Annotated in this window: 14 protein-coding genes and 1 pseudogene; 7 read left to right on the top strand and 8 right to left on the bottom strand. The window is 72.9% G+C overall.

Annotated features, from left to right (window positions below; translation table 11 throughout):
- Positions 1 to 353, bottom strand: a 353-nt coding sequence (locus tag ABD067_RS24795) for a shikimate dehydrogenase family protein (RefSeq protein WP_408871596.1), incomplete at its 3' end; no start/stop codon positions are given.
- Positions 354 to 635: 282 nt separating this feature from the next.
- On the opposite strand from ABD067_RS24795, the gene ABD067_RS24790 reads away from it, so the two are divergent.
- The gene (locus ABD067_RS24790; protein ID WP_343898104.1) at positions 636 to 1,763 is read left to right on the top strand and encodes a calcium-binding protein; all 1,128 of its coding nucleotides are present in this window, start codon (positions 636 to 638) and stop codon (positions 1,761 to 1,763) included.
- Positions 1,764 to 1,943: 180 nt separating this feature from the next.
- Positions 1,944 to 3,419, top strand: a complete 1,476-nt coding sequence (locus ABD067_RS24785; RefSeq protein WP_343898103.1) for an HWE histidine kinase domain-containing protein — start codon at positions 1,944 to 1,946, stop codon at positions 3,417 to 3,419.
- A 16-nt stretch (positions 3,420 to 3,435) separates the two neighbouring features.
- On the opposite strand, the gene ABD067_RS24780 is transcribed toward ABD067_RS24785, so the two are convergent.
- Positions 3,436 to 4,683, bottom strand: a complete 1,248-nt coding sequence (locus tag ABD067_RS24780; RefSeq protein WP_343898102.1) for an MFS transporter — start codon at positions 4,681 to 4,683, stop codon at positions 3,436 to 3,438.
- Between the two features lie 88 nt (positions 4,684 to 4,771).
- Here ABD067_RS24780 and ABD067_RS24775 point away from each other — a divergent pair, with 88 nt between their 5' ends.
- Together ABD067_RS24775 and ABD067_RS24770 are read left to right on the top strand one after the other, a co-directional pair.
- Positions 4,772 to 5,644 (top strand): AraC family transcriptional regulator, encoded by an 873-nt coding sequence (locus tag ABD067_RS24775; RefSeq protein WP_343898101.1) that lies wholly within the window; start codon positions 4,772 to 4,774, stop codon positions 5,642 to 5,644.
- Positions 5,645 to 5,795: 151 nt separating this feature from the next.
- Positions 5,796 to 6,005 carry a hypothetical protein gene (locus ABD067_RS24770; protein WP_343898100.1) on the top strand — a complete coding sequence of 70 codons (210 nt, stop codon included), beginning with the start codon at positions 5,796 to 5,798 and terminating at the stop codon, positions 6,003 to 6,005.
- Between the two features lie 67 nt (positions 6,006 to 6,072).
- On the opposite strand, the pseudogene ABD067_RS24765 reads toward ABD067_RS24770, so the two are convergent.
- From ABD067_RS24765 to lpdA, 5 genes and pseudogenes are all read right to left on the bottom strand, one after another.
- Positions 6,073 to 8,014 (bottom strand): annotated as a pseudogene (locus ABD067_RS24765) (esterase-like activity of phytase family protein).
- 119 nt (positions 8,015 to 8,133) lie between these two features.
- On the bottom strand, positions 8,134 to 8,415 hold the full coding sequence (locus ABD067_RS24760; protein ID WP_343898099.1) for a PGPGW domain-containing protein: 282 nt from the start codon (positions 8,413 to 8,415) through the stop codon (positions 8,134 to 8,136).
- Positions 8,415 to 9,482: a DNA adenine methylase gene (locus ABD067_RS24755; RefSeq protein WP_343898098.1), complete on the bottom strand. Its 1,068-nt coding sequence runs from the start codon at positions 9,480 to 9,482 to the stop codon at positions 8,415 to 8,417. The genes ABD067_RS24760 and ABD067_RS24755 overlap by 1 nt, the downstream gene beginning before the upstream one ends.
- A complete protein-coding gene (locus tag ABD067_RS24750) occupies positions 9,479 to 9,751 on the bottom strand; it encodes a hypothetical protein (protein WP_343898097.1) in 273 nt (90 codons plus the stop codon). Before ABD067_RS24750 ends, ABD067_RS24755 begins: the two co-directional genes overlap by 4 nt.
- Positions 9,748 to 11,142, bottom strand: a complete 1,395-nt coding sequence (gene lpdA, locus ABD067_RS24745) for a dihydrolipoyl dehydrogenase (RefSeq protein WP_343898096.1) — start codon at positions 11,140 to 11,142, stop codon at positions 9,748 to 9,750. Before lpdA ends, ABD067_RS24750 begins: the two co-directional genes overlap by 4 nt.
- 147 nt (positions 11,143 to 11,289) lie before the next feature.
- Between lpdA and ABD067_RS24740 the strand changes: the two genes are divergently transcribed.
- From ABD067_RS24740 to ABD067_RS24730, 3 genes are all read left to right on the top strand, one after another.
- Positions 11,290 to 12,177: an AraC family transcriptional regulator gene (locus tag ABD067_RS24740; protein ID WP_343898095.1), complete on the top strand. Its 888-nt coding sequence runs from the start codon at positions 11,290 to 11,292 to the stop codon at positions 12,175 to 12,177.
- Between the two features lie 72 nt (positions 12,178 to 12,249).
- Positions 12,250 to 13,233: a tripartite tricarboxylate transporter substrate binding protein gene (locus ABD067_RS24735; protein ID WP_343898094.1), complete on the top strand. Its 984-nt coding sequence runs from the start codon at positions 12,250 to 12,252 to the stop codon at positions 13,231 to 13,233.
- 10 nt (positions 13,234 to 13,243) lie between these two features.
- The gene (locus ABD067_RS24730) at positions 13,244 to 14,224 is read left to right on the top strand and encodes a tripartite tricarboxylate transporter substrate binding protein (protein WP_343898093.1); all 981 of its coding nucleotides are present in this window, start codon (positions 13,244 to 13,246) and stop codon (positions 14,222 to 14,224) included.
- Here the strand turns inward: ABD067_RS24730 and ABD067_RS24725 are convergent.
- Positions 14,221 to 14,924 (bottom strand): NAD(P)/FAD-dependent oxidoreductase (locus tag ABD067_RS24725; RefSeq protein WP_343898092.1); only part of this gene is annotated, 704 nt, incomplete at its 5' end. The two genes, ABD067_RS24730 and ABD067_RS24725, sit on opposite strands and share 4 nt — an antisense overlap.

Below are 14,924 nucleotides of genomic sequence, written 5' to 3'. Positions count from 1 at the left end.
GCGCAGTTCTCCAGGAAGCCGAAGCCGTCGGTGTTGGAGCCCTCGACGCGGCCGTCGTCGTGGAACACCAGCGTGTTGACCGCGCCCGCCCGTTCGGCGGAGGGCGCCAAGCGGTCGCACAAGGCGAAGGCGGCCTCCTTGTGGGGGAGCGTGACGTTGGCGCCGCGGAAGCCGAGGTCGGCCAGGGCGCGCACCGACGCGGCGAACCGCTCGGGGCGCACGGGCAGCGGCACGTAGGCGCCGTCGACGCCGTGCCGCTCCAGCCAAGTGCCGTGCAGCAGCGGCGAACGGGAATGCGCCACCGGCCAGCCGAGGACCCCGGCGAGCTTGGCGCGACCTGAGAGGAGCGGCATGAGCGCGAGGAAAGCCGCGCCGCGGCGGCGGGGTCAAGCCGCGCGCCGACCCCGGGCGCCGCCGGCCGGCCCGCGGAAGAGGGAAGCCGGCCGGCGGCGCCCAGCCGCACCCGTTCGTTTCTATATATTGCGCACAGGTTTAATTTAAGAAGGTATTATTATCGCTGAAAGTTTATCTCCACACGGTTGATTAGGCTGCCCTATCAATCTGCATACAAGATAATTGTCGCCCATCCGGTGGCCGCGTCCGTGGGGGAGCGGCTCCGGGTGGAGGGAGATCACATGGCATACATACTCGGGACCAACGGCGACGACGTGCTGGTGGGCAGCGCGGGGAACGACACGCTCGACGGCGGCCACGGCGGCGAGGTCCTGACCGGGGGCGCGGGCGCCGACACCTTCGTGTTCCGGGCTTGGCAAGGCGGGTCCGTCTCGGGCGGACCGGAGCGCATCACCGATTTCCAACTCGGCGTGGACCGCGTTTCGACGACGGGCGACTACGGGTATCAACCCTGGGTGGCGAACGACATGCGGGACGGCGTGGCGGGCACGCTGCTCACCTGGGGCTGGAACAACGACCGGGTGTTCATCGCCGGCGTCACCGGCGCCACGGTGGAGCAACTCACCAAGCCGGTCCCGCCCGCCGCCAATGCGCCGGCGCTCGTCCCGGCGCCGCCCCCGGCCGCGGTGGCCGCGGCGGCCGGCCAGGACATGGCCGGCACCGCCGCCAACGACTCCCTGGTCGGCGGCGCGGGCGACGACACCATGCGGAGCAGCGCCGGCGACGACCTCATCGAGGGCGGGGCCGGGTCGGACACCTACGTCCTCAACCTCGGCCGTTCGGGCTTGGTGGTGACGAGCCCCGGCGACGGCGTGTTCGTGATCAAGCCCACCCCGGGCGGGCTGGGCGGGGGCTTCGGCACCGACACCGTGTCGGGCGTCGAGAACTTCCTGGTCGTCGCGTCCGGCGGCGACCTGGCGGTGCCCGCGGCCGAGATGCTGGCGCGCTTCAACGCCGGCTACAGCCACGCGCCGACGGCGGGGAACGACAAACTGCTCGGCGGCTACGGCGCCGACAGCATCGACGGCCTCGGCGGCAACGACGTCATCGAGGGCAGCGCCGGCGACGACCGCCTGGACGGCGGCGCGGGCACGGACGTGCTGCGCGGCGGCGACGGCGCGGACCTGTTCGTGTTCGACGCCTGGGAAGGCGGGTACGACCGCGTCGCCGACTTCCAGGTGGGCGTGGACCGGATCGCGGCCAACACCGCCTACGGCTACACGCCTTGGGCGATGGAGGGCGGCGACGGGGTCGGCGGCACCGGCACCTGGCTGGTTTGGGGTTGGGACGGCGACGCCGTGTTCCTCGACAACGTCACCGGAGTCGGGGTGGAAGCGCTGTTGGCCTGACCGCGCCGGACGGGCCGGCCGAGCGGCACGCCGCCGCCCAGCCGGAGCGAGGCGATCCCAGGCAAGCTTTTTTGTTTTGCATTGGTATCAAAATTTCGTGTTTAGTGGCGCTCCGGAAGCGGGGCGTCGCGCGGGATCGACCGCGCGCCGCCGGCCCGCGGAGGCGGAGGCGCGGCGCGCGTGGGGAGCAACAATCGGAACGGTCGCCGCCGCTTCGGCCGCGGCGGGGCGGGCGTTTTGGGCGCCGCCGCCCTCGCGGCCGTCCTGCTCGCTGGCGGCGGGGCCGCGCTCAACGACAGGATTTCCGCCGAACTGCTCCGGCAGGACGCCGAGGCGGAGGCGCTGTCCTGGGCCGCCGACCTTTCCACCAACCTGCCGGACCTGTCGGCGCTGGTCGAGCGGCGCGCCCCCTCGCCCGAGGCCCTCACGCGCCTGGCGATGGCGCGCAAGGTCGGCGGGGTCTTCCGCTACAAGATCTTCGACGGCCGCGGCGACCTCGTCTTCGTGTCGGACGACCTCGACCGGATCGCCCCCGAGGACATGGAGCGCGACCTCGCCTCCCACCGGGGCAGCAGCCCGGTCGCCAAGCGCCTCCTCGCGGGCGGGACGCACGTGGAAGCGGCGCGCGGCGCCCCGCCGCACCGGCCGGCGTATTACGCCGAAGCCTACGTCCCCGTGCTGCGGGACGGCGCCGTGCTCGGCGTCGTCGAGGTCTACGTCGACCAGACCGCGCAGCGCGCGCGCTACGAGGCGGCCTTCGTGCGGGTGGAGGGCTTCACCGCGGCGCTGATTCTCCTGGCCGGACTGCTGCCGCTCGGCCTGGTCCTCCGCCAGACCCGCAAGCGGCGGGAAGCGGAAGCGTTGCAGGCGCTGCTGGCGCGCGAGGCGGACCACCGCGCCAAGAACGTCTTCGCGGTCGTGCAATCGGTGCTGCGATTGACGCCGAAGGGGGACGCGGCGGCCTACGCGCTGGCGGTGGAAGGGCGGGTCGCGGCGCTGGCGCGCGCGCACGCGCTCCTCGCCGACGGCGCGTGGGCCGGCGCCGACCTGCGCACCGTGGCCGAGCGCGAACTCGCCCCCTACGCCGGCGGCGGGCTTTCGGCCGACGGAAGCGCCGCCGCGTCGCTGGAAGGGCCGCCCGTCCCGCTCGCCGCAGCCGCCGTGCAGCCGCTCGCCGTGGTCTTGCACGAGCTGGCCACCAACGCGGCCAAGTACGGCGCGCTGTCCCGGCCGGAAGGGCGGGTGCGGCTGTCCTGGCGCGTCGACGAGGACGCCGGCCTGCTGGTGCTGCGTTGGGCCGAAAGCGGCGGTCCGGCCATCTCCGGACCACCGGCACGCCGGGGTTTCGGGTCCAAGGTGATCGACGCGACCGCGCGCGGCCAACTGGGCGGAACCGTTGCCTTCGGTTGGGGTGTGGAGGGCTTGCGGGCCGACATCGCCTTTCCGCTCGGGCGGGCGCTCGCGGCGGCGGCGCCGCACGCCGCCAAGGCCCCGGCGCCGCCGTCCGCCCCTTCGCAAGACTCGGCGCCGCACGCCCCGCTGCCGCACGACCCGCCGTCGCCGCTCCCCGCCCAACCCCCGTCCGCGTGGCCGGACCCGTCACCGCGGCGGCCCGCAGCCACAGCCACAGCCGCCGTCCCGGAGGCGGTGGCCTGACGGGCGGCGCCCGCCTTCACTCCGCCGGGGCCGGCGCCGACCGGGCGCCGCCGCCGCCGTCGCGCGCCCAGAGTTCGGGCCGCAGCTCCTCCGGTCGGTCCGGGAACAGCAGCGCGCAGGCGAGCGTCACCGCGGCGAAGGCGGCCAGCACCAGCAGGGGCAGCGACAGGCTCCCCGTCCGCTCGTGCAGGAGGCCGACCAGCGGCGAAGCGGCGGCGGCGCCGAGGAACCCCACGGTGAAGCGCACCGAATAGAGCTTGGCGCGCAGCGCCGGCGCCACGTAGCGCGCCGTCATGGTCTCGTTCACCGTCACCTGCCCGAACACGGAGGCGGCGACCACCGCGGCCAAGGGCAGCACCAGCACCCCGTCCGCGAAGGCCAGCAGCACCAGGCAGGGCAGCAAGGCCAGCGCCAGCGGCAGGAAGACGCGCTTCAGCCGGTGCCGGTCGATCAACCGGCCCACGGTGAACTGCGTCAGCCCGCCGCAGAGCGTGGTGAGGAAGGCGAGCAGCCCCACCACCGGCAAGAGGTCCGGCGAGGAGGCGAGGCGCTCCTGCATCAGCTTGGGCAGCAGCAGGGTGAAGGCGTTGAACACCAGCCCGGACACGGCGGCGATGGCCATCAGCACCAGCACGGCGCGGCGCACCACGGCCGGTGGGATGGCCGGGAACGGGCGCTGCCCGCCGCCCGCCTTGGCCGCGTCGAAGGCCGGTTCGCGCAGGTAGAGCAACCCGCCGAGCAGGCACAACGCGCCCGGCACGAGGAAGGCCCAGCGCCAGCCGGCCTGGGCCGCGAGGAAGGCGGAAACGACCGGCGCCGACGCGACGCCGAGGTTCCCGAACACGCCGTTGACCCCGACCGACCGGCCCACCCGGTCGCCCGCCGCCTCCACCAGCATGGCGGTGCCGATCGGGTGGTAGATGGCCGCGAAGGCGCCCATCACCGCCAGGGCGGCGCCGAGCGCGAGCGGCGAGGACACCAGCCCGGCCGCCATCATCGCCGCCCCGGTGCCGAGGAAGAACCCCGCCATCAGCGCCTTCCGCCCGAAGCGCGCCGCCAGCCACCCCATCGGCAGGGAGCCGAGGCCGTAGAGCACGAACATGGCGGTGCCGAGCGCCAGGATCGGGCCGTACTCGGCACCGAACTCGCCCGGCGATTGCAGGGTCATGAAGAGCACCGCCGTCGCCAGGATCAGCAGCGAGTAGTGCGTGAAAACGTGGGCCAGGTTGATGAAGGCGATCTGCCGGGTGGCGTGGTCCCGCATGGCGGCGCGTTCCTCCAGTCGACAAACACGCTACACTGGCCGGATGGCGAGGTCGGGCCGTTCCCTGTCGCGCGCGGGCCAGACAGCGGTGCCCACGCGGCTGCCTCTCCCGCAGGACCGGGTGGACCGGCCGCTGGCGGCCTACGCGCGCGATTACCCGAACGGGCACGAAACGGGTTGGCACAGCCACGCCCGGGCGCAACTCCTCTACGCCACGGGCGGCGTCATGCGCGTGTCCACGGAAGCGGCCGGCTTCGTGGTGCCGCCGGGCCGCGCGCTCTGGGTGCCGGCCGGCCTGCCGCACGCGGTGTCCATGCGGGGTGGGGTGGCGATGCGGGCCTTGTTCGTGCGGCGCGACGCGGCGGAAGCGGCGAGCGGGCCGCCCTCGGCCGCCGTGCTGGCGGTGTCGCCCCTGCTCCGGGAGCTGATCCTCGCCGCCTGCGCCGAACCCTTGGAATGGGACCCGGCCGGGCGGGCCGGCCACGTCGCCGCGCTGATCCTGGACGAGATCGCCTGCGCGCCCCCGCTGCCCCTCGGGGTGCCGGCGCCGCGCGATCTGCGCCTCCTCCGGCTCGCGGCCGCCCTCCAGGCCGACCCGGCCAAGCCACTGACCCTGGAAGCCTGGGCGGTGGAATGCGGCGCCAGCTCGCGCACCCTGACACGGCTATTCCGACGCGAGACCGGCATGAGCTTCGGCCGCTGGCGCCAGATGCTGCGCTTGTCCGAAGCGGCCGCGTTGCTGGCGCAAGGAATACCGTCCGCCCGGGCGGCGGCTATGGTAGGCTACGCGAGCGTCCCCGCCTTCGGCTCGGCCTTCCGCGCCGCGTTCGGGCAAACGCCCGGGGCGGCGTCCGCACCGTCGAGAGGCCCTGGCCCGGGACGCGGATTGCTTTCCCAGACGGCGCGACTGAGATCACAAAACCGTGATAGCGGCGCAGATGTATTAGAATCAACAATCTGACGATTTCGCGGCAACAAAACGACTGCGATCAATGCTTGCTTCACATATGCGTGGTGGATAAAAGTTGTCCCCAGGTGATGCGCGGGAGCCCCCGAGCCTGCGATCCCTGGGAGATTAACCAAAAATGCGATCGCAGGCACTGGAACATTGCGTGCTGGGGTTGACGGCCCTGGTCACACTGATCTGGCTCGACCTCCTCCCGACCGCGATGCTCCAAGAAGCCGCGATGGTGTTGTTGGCCTGGGCCGTTTTTTCGACGCTGCTGGTGGCCTCCGCCGGCGCTTGGGTCGCTTTTGCCCGAGCGCGCGCCCGCGCCGGCGCCCGCTCCGGACACCGGCAGCACCTGACCCGCCAAAGCTAGGGCGCCCGGCCCGCACGGGGCTCCTCGACGGGGCCGTGCGCCTTGCGCGCCCCGTGCTGCGGCCGCGTCACACGAGCCCTGCCGCGCCGCCGCCGTTCACCGCGAAGGCCAGGAACTGCGTGATCTGCGTTTCGGCGAAGTTGTCGTCCGAAACGAACACCAGGGTCCGGCGCCCGTCCGGCAGGTCCGGCCCGAAGGCCATGCCTTCGACGTTGTCGAGGGCGACGCCGATCTCGTCGAAATCGAGCACCAACTCCTTGCGCAACGGCACCCGGCCGCTCCCGTCGGGTCCGGCCGGGTCCGGCCGGGCGAGGAACAGCCGGATGTCATTGCCGGCGCCGGTGGAGAAGGACCGCTCGAGCGCCAGCAGCGTCCCCTGGTCGTCGAGGGCCAGCAATTCCACCAAGCCGTTGGTGGCGAAGGCGTCGGCGGGCGAGGGCACGGCCCGCACCGGCTCCGTGCGGTAGGTGTACTCGGCCACCGGCTGGCCCGTGGCGGTGTCGTACTCGACGACGCGGGACGGCGAACCGGTGGTGAGGCTCGCCGCCGGCCCGTCCTGGTGCAGCGCGTTCTCCGTCCCGACGAAGAGGCTCCGCCCGTCCGGGGACAGGGTCAGCCCCTCGAAGGCGAGGTTGTCGCGGACGCCCGAGGCCCGGTCGGCGGTGGGCAGGTAGTCGCCGCCCACCGGCAGCGAACCCGTCTGCGCGCCGAAGGCGGTGAAGGCGCCGACGAGCGGCGGGACCAGCGCGTTCGCGTCCCCCCTCCGACGCTAGGTACAGCGAACCGTCTGCCGCCAGCGCCAAGCCCTCCGGGTCTAGCGCGCCGTCGGCGAAGGGGCGCCCCGCCCCATCCGCCAGCACCTGCACGCCGGTGAAGCTCTCGTCGCCCGTGGACAGCGCGCCGTCCGACAGGTCGAGGCGCACGGTGAAGAAGCGCGCCTGCGGCGAGCGGTCGTCGGACAGCGCCAGGAAGGCGTCGCTCCCCGCGTCGTAAGCGAGGGCGGACAGGCCGCCGATCCGCAAGCCGCCGAAGCCCGTGCCGTAGGGCGCCACCGCTTCGCCCAGGAATTCGGGTTCCAGCGGCTCGGCGGGCGCCGGCTCGTTGGACAGGATGTTGACGAGGATGCGCCCGGTGTCGGGCGAGTCGGTGAAGAAGCCGTCTATGCCCGTTTCGATGAGCTGCCGGTACTCCTCCTCTGGCGGCCGCACCGACCCGTCCGGCCGCAGCGCCTGGAAGGCCTCCTCGTCGCGCAGCGTGTAGGGGATGACCTCCAGCCCCGCGGCGTGCGCGTCCTCCACGAGCTGCGTGGTTTCGCCGGTGAGGCGGCGCGCGATCTGCGCCCGGCCGTCGCCGTCGCCGTCCACGGGCGGCCGCTGCGCCACGGTCGGCAGGATGTAGTCCTTGAACGGCCCGATGGCCTCGGCGTAGAGGTCGGCCATCGCCTGGAGCGCGGCGGGCGCTTGGAGGTCGCCCTTGGCGGCGCTTTCCGGCCGCAGCGGGTAGTTGAAGCCGGCATAGGCGTTCACGTCGCCGCCCAGCGGGGCGTTGGCCGGGTCCAGGTTGAAGGCGATGTCGTAGGAGCCGCCCAGCAACTGCGCCAGCGCCATGACCTCTTCCAGCGTCGGGACGCGGTAGAGCCCGTCGTAGGCGGTGTTGCCGGGGCGGATTTCCGGGATGCGCTCCTTCGCATAGAGCGTCTTGATCTCGGCGAGGGTGAAGTCCTCGGAGAACCAGCCGGTCACCTCCTGGCCGTCGATGGCCTTGGTGGTCCGGCGGTCGGCGAACTCCGGGCGAGCCGAAACGTCGGTGGTGCCGCTCAGCTCGTTCTCGTGGCGCGCGATCAAGCGGCCGTCCTTGGTCGGCACCACGTCCGGTTCGACCACGTCGGCGCCGAGTTGGATTGCGAGCCGGTAAGCCTCCAGCGTGTGCTCCGGCAGGTAGGCGCTCGCGCCCCGGTGGCCGATGACGAGCGGCGCTTCGCCGCTCAGGGTGTCGAACCTGTTGGCCATGCGCGCAGCGCCCCCTGTTCCCGATGCCGCCGCATGATGCGGGGCTTAGGAGACGGGTCCGGTGCGCGATTGTGACCGTCGCGTGACCTTGCGCGGCCGGCGCGTTCCGCCTGCGGGCGCTACCCGGGGCCGCGGCGCGTCAGCCGCAACCGCTCGCGCTGGCGGCTGAACCACCCGATCATCCGGCCTTCCAGCGACTCGACGCCGGCCACCTGATTCGGCCAGCGGCGCCGCAGCTTCTCCATGCCGCTGTGCGCCCAGGCGTACTGGTCGCGCAGCACGAACAGGCCGAGCGCCAGGAACAGGAAGCCCTGGAGGATCGGCAGGACGGTGCCGAGCACACCGAGGAAGAGCAGCGAAAAGCCCGCGGCCTTGCGCTTGATGGAGGGGCGGTACTCCATCACGCCGCCGTTGCCTGCCGCGCCGGCGCGGCCGCCGGCAGGTCGAATTCGCGGTCGCTTGCGATGAAGAGGTGCTCCACGTTCGTCAGGTGCCCCACGGTTCCGACCCTCTCCCCGCGCGGATTGTGGATGCCGATCTTGGCGCCAACGTAGCGGCCGTAGGGTATTTCCATGACATGCAGGTGCGCCCGCGCGCCCAGCATCCGCTCCAGCTCGGCGCGCGGGAGGTAGCCCTCATCGTTGAAGGACACCACCAGCGTCGGGCAGCGGCCGAGCGCCGCGATCGTGCGCTCCAGCGCCGGCCCGATGCCCGGCCGGCTGTTGAAGGCGGACACGCGGGTGCGGCAATCCGCGCGCTTGCAGGCCACGCCGTACACCTCCGGCCGGTCCCAGCGCACCAGCGTCTCCCACACGTGGTAGTTCCGCAGGTAGGAGTGCTGGTTGTAGGGCGGGTCCAGGTAGGCCACGTCGCATTCCAGCGTCGCGGCCACCGCCTCCGCGTCGCCGCACAAGGCGGCGCAACCGCCGGCGGCGGGGCGCGGCAGCAGCTTCGGCAGGCGGAGCGCGATCGGCCTCAGCGCCCGCGGCGCCCACGCCTTCATGTACGCCATCTGCAAGCCCGCGGTGGAGTCGACGCGGTCCGCCGCCTCCAGCAATGCGGTGAGCAGCACCGATTCCAACTCCGGCTCCGGCGAGAGCGCCGCGATGCCCTCGCGCATCGCCTCGATGCGCTCGCCATTGGACGGGTGGAAGTAGCGCGACCGGACGCAGTAGGTCTCGGTGAACCAGCCGGCGCGGCCGGGCAGGCGCGACAGGTCGTCGAGCGCGCGCCGCGCCGCCTCCGCCAGCCGCTCCGCGTCCGCCTGCACGTAGCAGGTGGCGAGCGCGTGGGCGTAGGCGTTGTGGTCGTTCGCCACCACGCGGTAGCCCGCCGCCTTGAGCGCGTGCCCGACGCGCGCGGTGCCGGAGAAGAGGTCCGCCACCGTCGCGCCGGGCGGCGCGGCGGCGCGGACCGCGTCGAGGATGCGCGGCAGCAGCAGGCGCTTGGAGCCGATGTACTTGATCATCCGGGCCGATTCGGGCCGCCCTCCCCGCCGCGCGGCGCGACGGGGCGGCGGGCGAGGCGCCCGCGCGCCAGAGCCCGGAACACGAAGGACTGGCCCAACCAAAGCGCGGCGGCCGTCAGCGCGACCCCGAGCGTTTCCACCCAAGGGAACCCGCCCAACCGGGTGACCGCGACCAGGACCAACAGCAGCAAGGCGAGAACGGAAAGCCTGACCCACCGCCTGACAACGACCGCCACCTCGCTCCCCGGGCGCGGGGCGTCGTCGCTCAAATGTGCAACGCCCGTCCGTCCACCGCCAGCGCCGCCTCCTTCACCGCCTCGTTCAGCGACGGGTGCGCGTGGCAGGTCCGCGCCACGTCCTCCGCCGACGCCCCGAACTCCATGGCGATCGCCAGCTCCGCGATCAGCGTGCCCGCGTCCGGCCCGATGATGTGCGCGCCGAGCAGCCGGTCGGTGCGCGCGTCGGACAGGATCTTCACGAACCCGTCCGTGTCGCCCATCGCCCGCGCGCGGCCATTCGCGGTGAAGGGGAACTTGCCGGCCTTGAACTGCACGCCCTCGGCTTTGAGCTGCTCTTCCGTGCGGCCGACGGAGGCGACCTCCGGCCAGGTGTAGACCACGCCGGGGATGGCCTCGTAGTTCACGTGGCCCGCTTGGCCGGCGATGATTTCGGCCACCGCCACGCCCTCCTCCTCGGCCTTGTGGGCCAGCATCGGCCCGGTGATGGCGTCACCGATGGCCCAGACGCCCGGCACGTTGGTCGCGAAGTGCCCGTCCACCTTGACCTTGCCGCGCTCGTCCACTTCCACGCCTACGGCGTCGAGGCCCAAGCCCTCGGTGGTGGCGCGGCGGCCGATCGCCACCAGCACCACGTCGGCCCTGATCTCCTCCGCCGGGCCGCCCTCGGCCGGCTCCACGGTCAGCACCACGCCCTCGTTGCCCTTGCGCGCGCCCGTCACCTTGGTCTTCAGCTTGAACTTGAAGCCTTGCTTCGTCAGCACGCGCTCGAACGTCTTGCCGACCTCGTTGTCCATGCCCGGCACGATGCGGTCGAGGAACTCCACCACCGTCACCTCGGCGCCGAGCCGGCGCCACACGCTGCCCAGCTCCAAGCCGATGTAGCCGCCGCCAATGACCACGAGGTGCCCCGGCACCCGGTCCAGCTCCAGCCCGCCGGTGGAGGAAACGATGCTCTTCTCGTCCACCTCGACGCCCGGCAGCGGGATGCTCTCGCTGCCGGAGGCGATGACGATGTTCTTCCCCTCGTACTCCTCGCCGTTCACCGCGACTTTGCCGGGCGCCGTGATGCGCCCCTCGCCCTTGAGCCAAGCCACCTTGTTCTTGCGGAACAAGAACTCGACGCCCTTCACGTTGGCCGAGACCACCTCGCCCTTGCGCGCGTGCATCCGGCCGAGGTCGAGGCCGACGTTCCCGTTCACCATCACGCCGTGGTCGGCGAACTTGTGCCGCGCCTCCTCATAGTGCTCGCTGGATTGCAGCAGCGCCTTGGAGGGGATGCAGCCGATGTTGAGGCAGGTGCCCCCCAGCGTCGCCCGCTTCTCCACGCAGGCCACCTTCATGCCGAGCTGGGCGGCGCGGATGGCGCAGACGTAGCCGCCCGGGCCGGCGCCGATGACGATGAGGTCGAAACTCTCGGGCATGTTTCTCGCGGAGTCCTGAAACGGGAAGGATGGGCGGGCGGAACGTGGTCCCGCCGGCGCCAGGAGGCAAGCCCGATGGGCCGGGCCGACTCCGCAAGCGCGATCAACCCGATCTGCGGCAGAACGGCCGGGCCGGAGGGGACAGGAATGCCGACGAGACCCGCCACCCAGCTCGACTACGGCCGCCGGATCGCCCGCGCCATGGCGCATGTCGCGGGCCGCCCGGACCGGACGCCGACGCTGGAGGAGCTGGCCGCGGTCGCCGCCTTCTCGCCCTGCCACTTCCACCGGATCTACCGGGCGGTGGCGGGCGAAACGCCGGTGGAAACCCTGGCCCGCGCCAGGCTGTCCCGCGCCGCGGTCGATCTGCTGCGGAGCGGGGAGCCCGTCGCGCGCATAGCGCGTCGGGCGGGCTACGGCAGCGCCGCGGCCTTCACCCGCGCCTTCCGCGCGGCCCACGGCATCCCGCCCGCGGCCTACCGGACGCGCGGCGGCGTCGGTCTGCCCGTCCCTTCCGGCGACGGCCCACCCGAGGAACAGGAGAACGGAACCATGCACCACGTCGAGATGCGCGAACTGCCCGCGCTGCGCCTGGCCGCCATCCGCCATGTCGGCCCGTACCACGGGATCGGCGGCGCCTTCGACCGCCTGCAAGCCTGGGGCGCCGCGCGCGGCCTCATAGGGCGGGAAACGCGCTTCTTCGGCCTCTACCACGACGACCCCGGCACCGTGCCGGCGGAGCGCCTTCGTGCCGACGCGGGCTTCACCGTCGGGCCGGAGGTCGCCGGGGAGGGCGAGGTCGGCATCATCGAGGTGCCCGCCGCCCGCCGCGTCGCCGTGCTGCGCTTCCGCGGCCCCTACGCCGAACTGGAGCGTCCTTACGGCTGGCTCTACGGCGAATGGCTGCCCGCGAGCGGCGAGGAGCCGGCCGACCGTCCCGGCCTCGAGGAGTACGTGAACGACCCCCGCGCCACGCCGCCGCCCGAGCTGCTGACCGACATCATGCTCCCGCTCCGGGAACGCGTCCCGGCCTGACGACGGCGCCGGCCGCACTTCCGGCCGGGCGGGCCTTCCGCCAGACTGGCGGCAAGAAAAGGGAGGCCCGCCATGGAAACGTCCGCGACCCGGATCGGCCGACGCACGGCACTAGCCCTCGGGGGCGCGGCGCTCGCCGCGCCCGCCGCCCTCGCCCAGGGCAAATTCCCCGACCGGCCGATCCGCCTCATCGTCCCCTGGCCGCCCGGCGGCTCGGCCGACGCGCAGCTCCGCTCGCTCGCCGAGATCGCCGGCCGCAAGCTCGGGCAGAACATCGTGGTGGAGAACCGCCCCGGCGCCTCCGGCACCATGGGCGCGCTGCACCTGGCCACCCAGGCGCGGCCGGACGGCTACGCCATCAGCCAGATGCACCTCGGGATCATCAGGCGGCCCTACATCGTCCGCACGCCGCCCTGGGACGCGGTGGCGGACTTCTCCCACATCATCGGCCTGACCGGCTGGCTGTTCGGCGTCTGCGTGAAGGCGGACGGGCCGATCAAGACCTGGGCGGACTACCTCGCCTACGCCCGCGCCAACCCCGGCCGCCTCACCTACACGACCAGCGGCATCGCCACCACCAACCACATCACGATGGAGGAGCTGGCGGCGCGCGAGAAGATCGAGCTGGTCCACGTGCCCTACCGCGCCTCCAACGAAGCGGCGGTGGCCGTCGCGTCCGGCGAGGTGATGAGCGTCGCCGACAGCTCGGCCTGGGCGCCGCTGGTGGACGGCGGGCAGCTCCGGCCGCTCTGCGTCTGGACCGCCGAGCGCTCCCCGCGCTTCCCGGCTGTGCCGACGCTGAAGGAGCTCGGCTACGAGATGGTCGTCAACTCGCCCTACGGCCTCTCCGGGCCGAAGGGCATGGACCCCGGTTTGGTGAAGGTGCTGCACGACGCCTGCAAGGAGGCGCTGTTCGACCCCGCCAACGCCGCGGTGCGGGCGAACTTCGACATGCCGCTCGAATACTACAACACGGAGGACTACCGCGCCTTCGTCGCGCGCCGGGCGGAGTACGAGCGCGCCATGGCCCAGCGCCTCAACCTCCGCATCGATTGAGCGCCCCGCCATGCCAGCGAACCCCGCGCTCACCCGCCGCGCCGCCCTCGGCCTCATCGCCTCGGCGCCCGCCGCGCCCGCCGTCCGCGCCCAGGGCAAATTCCCCGACCGGCCGATCCGCTTCCTGATCCCCTGGCCGCCCGGCGGCAGCCTGGACGCGCTGCACCGCACGATGTTCGAGATCGTCGGCCGCGATCTCGGCCAGAGCGTGGTGCTGGAGAACCGCCCGGGCGCCCGCGGCACCCAGGCCGCGATCTTCCTCATCAACCAGGCGAAGCCCGACGGCTACACGCTGGCGCACCACCACCTGTCCATCCTGCGCCACCCCTTCCTGACGAAGCAGCCCACCTGGGACCCGATCAACGACTTCACCTACATAATGCAGGTGAGCGGCTTCACCTTCGGCACCGCGGTCCGCAGCGACAGCCCGTACAAGGCCTTCCGCGACCTGATCGACGCGGCCAAGCGCCGCCCCGGCGCGCTGACCTACTCGACGAGCGGCATCGCCACGACGAACCACATCGCCATGGAGGAGATCCTGGAACGGGAAGGCGCGCAGATGACGCACGTCCCGTTCCGCGGTTCGCAGGAGGGCGTCACCGCGCTGCTCGGCAAGCAGATCGACGTGGTCGCCGACGCGCAGGCCTGGCGCCCGAACGTGGAAAGCGGCGAGCTGCGCCTCCTCTCCGTCTGGACGCGCGACCGCCTGCCCACCTTCCCCGACGCGCCGACGCTCCGCGAACTCGGCTACGACATGGTCGTCACCTCGCCCTACGGCATCGTCGGGCCCAAAGGGATGCAGCCCGAGATAGTGGACATCCTGCACCGCGCCTTCCGCAAGGCCTACGAGGACGAAGCGTCGCAGGCGATCATCGCGCGTTGGGAAATGCCCAAGGAGTACCTAGGCCCGGCCGAGTACCTGTCCTTCGCCAAGGACCGCGTCGAGTACGAGAAGCGCATGGTCGCGCGCCTCAAGCTCAGCATCGACTAGGGAGCCACGACTCCGATCCGCGTCCGCCGCGCGGCCATCGTCAGCACCGCCGGCGGGCCGGTCGCCGCGCCGGCGGCGGTGAGGTAGGGCACGGCCCGCAGCATCCAAGCCGCCGCCCCGGCCCAGCGCATCGGCCCGCCGGAGCGGCGGCGCCATTCGGCGTGGAAGCGCCGTGCGCCCGTCCCGGCGAGGATGGCTTCCGCCGCCGCCAGCCCGGAGTGCAGCGCCACCGCGACGCCCGACCCGGTGAAGGACGGGATCACCGCCGCCTGGTCGCCGACGCGGTAGAACGTGTCGGACGCCCCGCCGCCGTCGTCCCGGTGCCGGAAGCCGTAGGGCACGCCGCCCACCGCTAGCGGCCGGTCCCACGCCGGCTCCATCGGCGCGAGCAGCCGCGCCGCCAACGCCGAACCGGCCGCCACGCGCGCCAGCAGCGCCCACCCGTCGCGCGCCGCTTCGCCCGGCGGCCCGTGCAGCGCGGCGCAGAGGTTGGCGCCGCCGCCCTCGCCCGGGGGCAAGGGCTGCAAGCCCGCGTAGCCGCCCTCGAAGGGGAGCAGCACCGTTTCGCGCTCCGGCACCGGCCCGCGCAGGTGCAGCTTCAGCCCCAATGCGCCCGGCGAGGGCGCCCCCCGCCGCGGGTGGCCGCGCAGCGCGTGCTTGCCCGTGGCCAGCACCACGAGCCGGGCGCCGACTCCGGCGC

The organism is Craurococcus roseus, from assembly GCF_039523795.1.
Lineage (GTDB): Bacteria > Pseudomonadota > Alphaproteobacteria > Acetobacterales > Acetobacteraceae > Craurococcus > Craurococcus roseus.
The sequence above is the reverse complement of the archived record's forward strand: the minus strand, read 5'-3'. Positions and strand labels throughout refer to the sequence as shown.

Coding starts and splice junctions, on each gene's coding strand:
- ABD067_RS24760 (WP_343898099.1), bottom strand. CDS start 8,415: ATGGAGTACCGCCCCTCCATCAAGCGCAAGGCCGCGGGCTTTTCGCTG.
- ABD067_RS24735 (WP_343898094.1), top strand. CDS start 12,250: ATGGAAACGTCCGCGACCCGGATCGGCCGACGCACGGCACTAGCCCTC.
- ABD067_RS24780 (WP_343898102.1), bottom strand. CDS start 4,683: ATGCGGGACCACGCCACCCGGCAGATCGCCTTCATCAACCTGGCCCAC.
- ABD067_RS24755 (WP_343898098.1), bottom strand. CDS start 9,482: ATGATCAAGTACATCGGCTCCAAGCGCCTGCTGCTGCCGCGCATCCTC.
- ABD067_RS24740 (WP_343898095.1), top strand. CDS start 11,290: ATGCCGACGAGACCCGCCACCCAGCTCGACTACGGCCGCCGGATCGCC.
- lpdA (WP_343898096.1), bottom strand. CDS start 11,142: ATGCCCGAGAGTTTCGACCTCATCGTCATCGGCGCCGGCCCGGGCGGC.
- ABD067_RS24790 (WP_343898104.1), top strand. CDS start 636: ATGGCATACATACTCGGGACCAACGGCGACGACGTGCTGGTGGGCAGC.
- ABD067_RS24730 (WP_343898093.1), top strand. CDS start 13,244: ATGCCAGCGAACCCCGCGCTCACCCGCCGCGCCGCCCTCGGCCTCATC.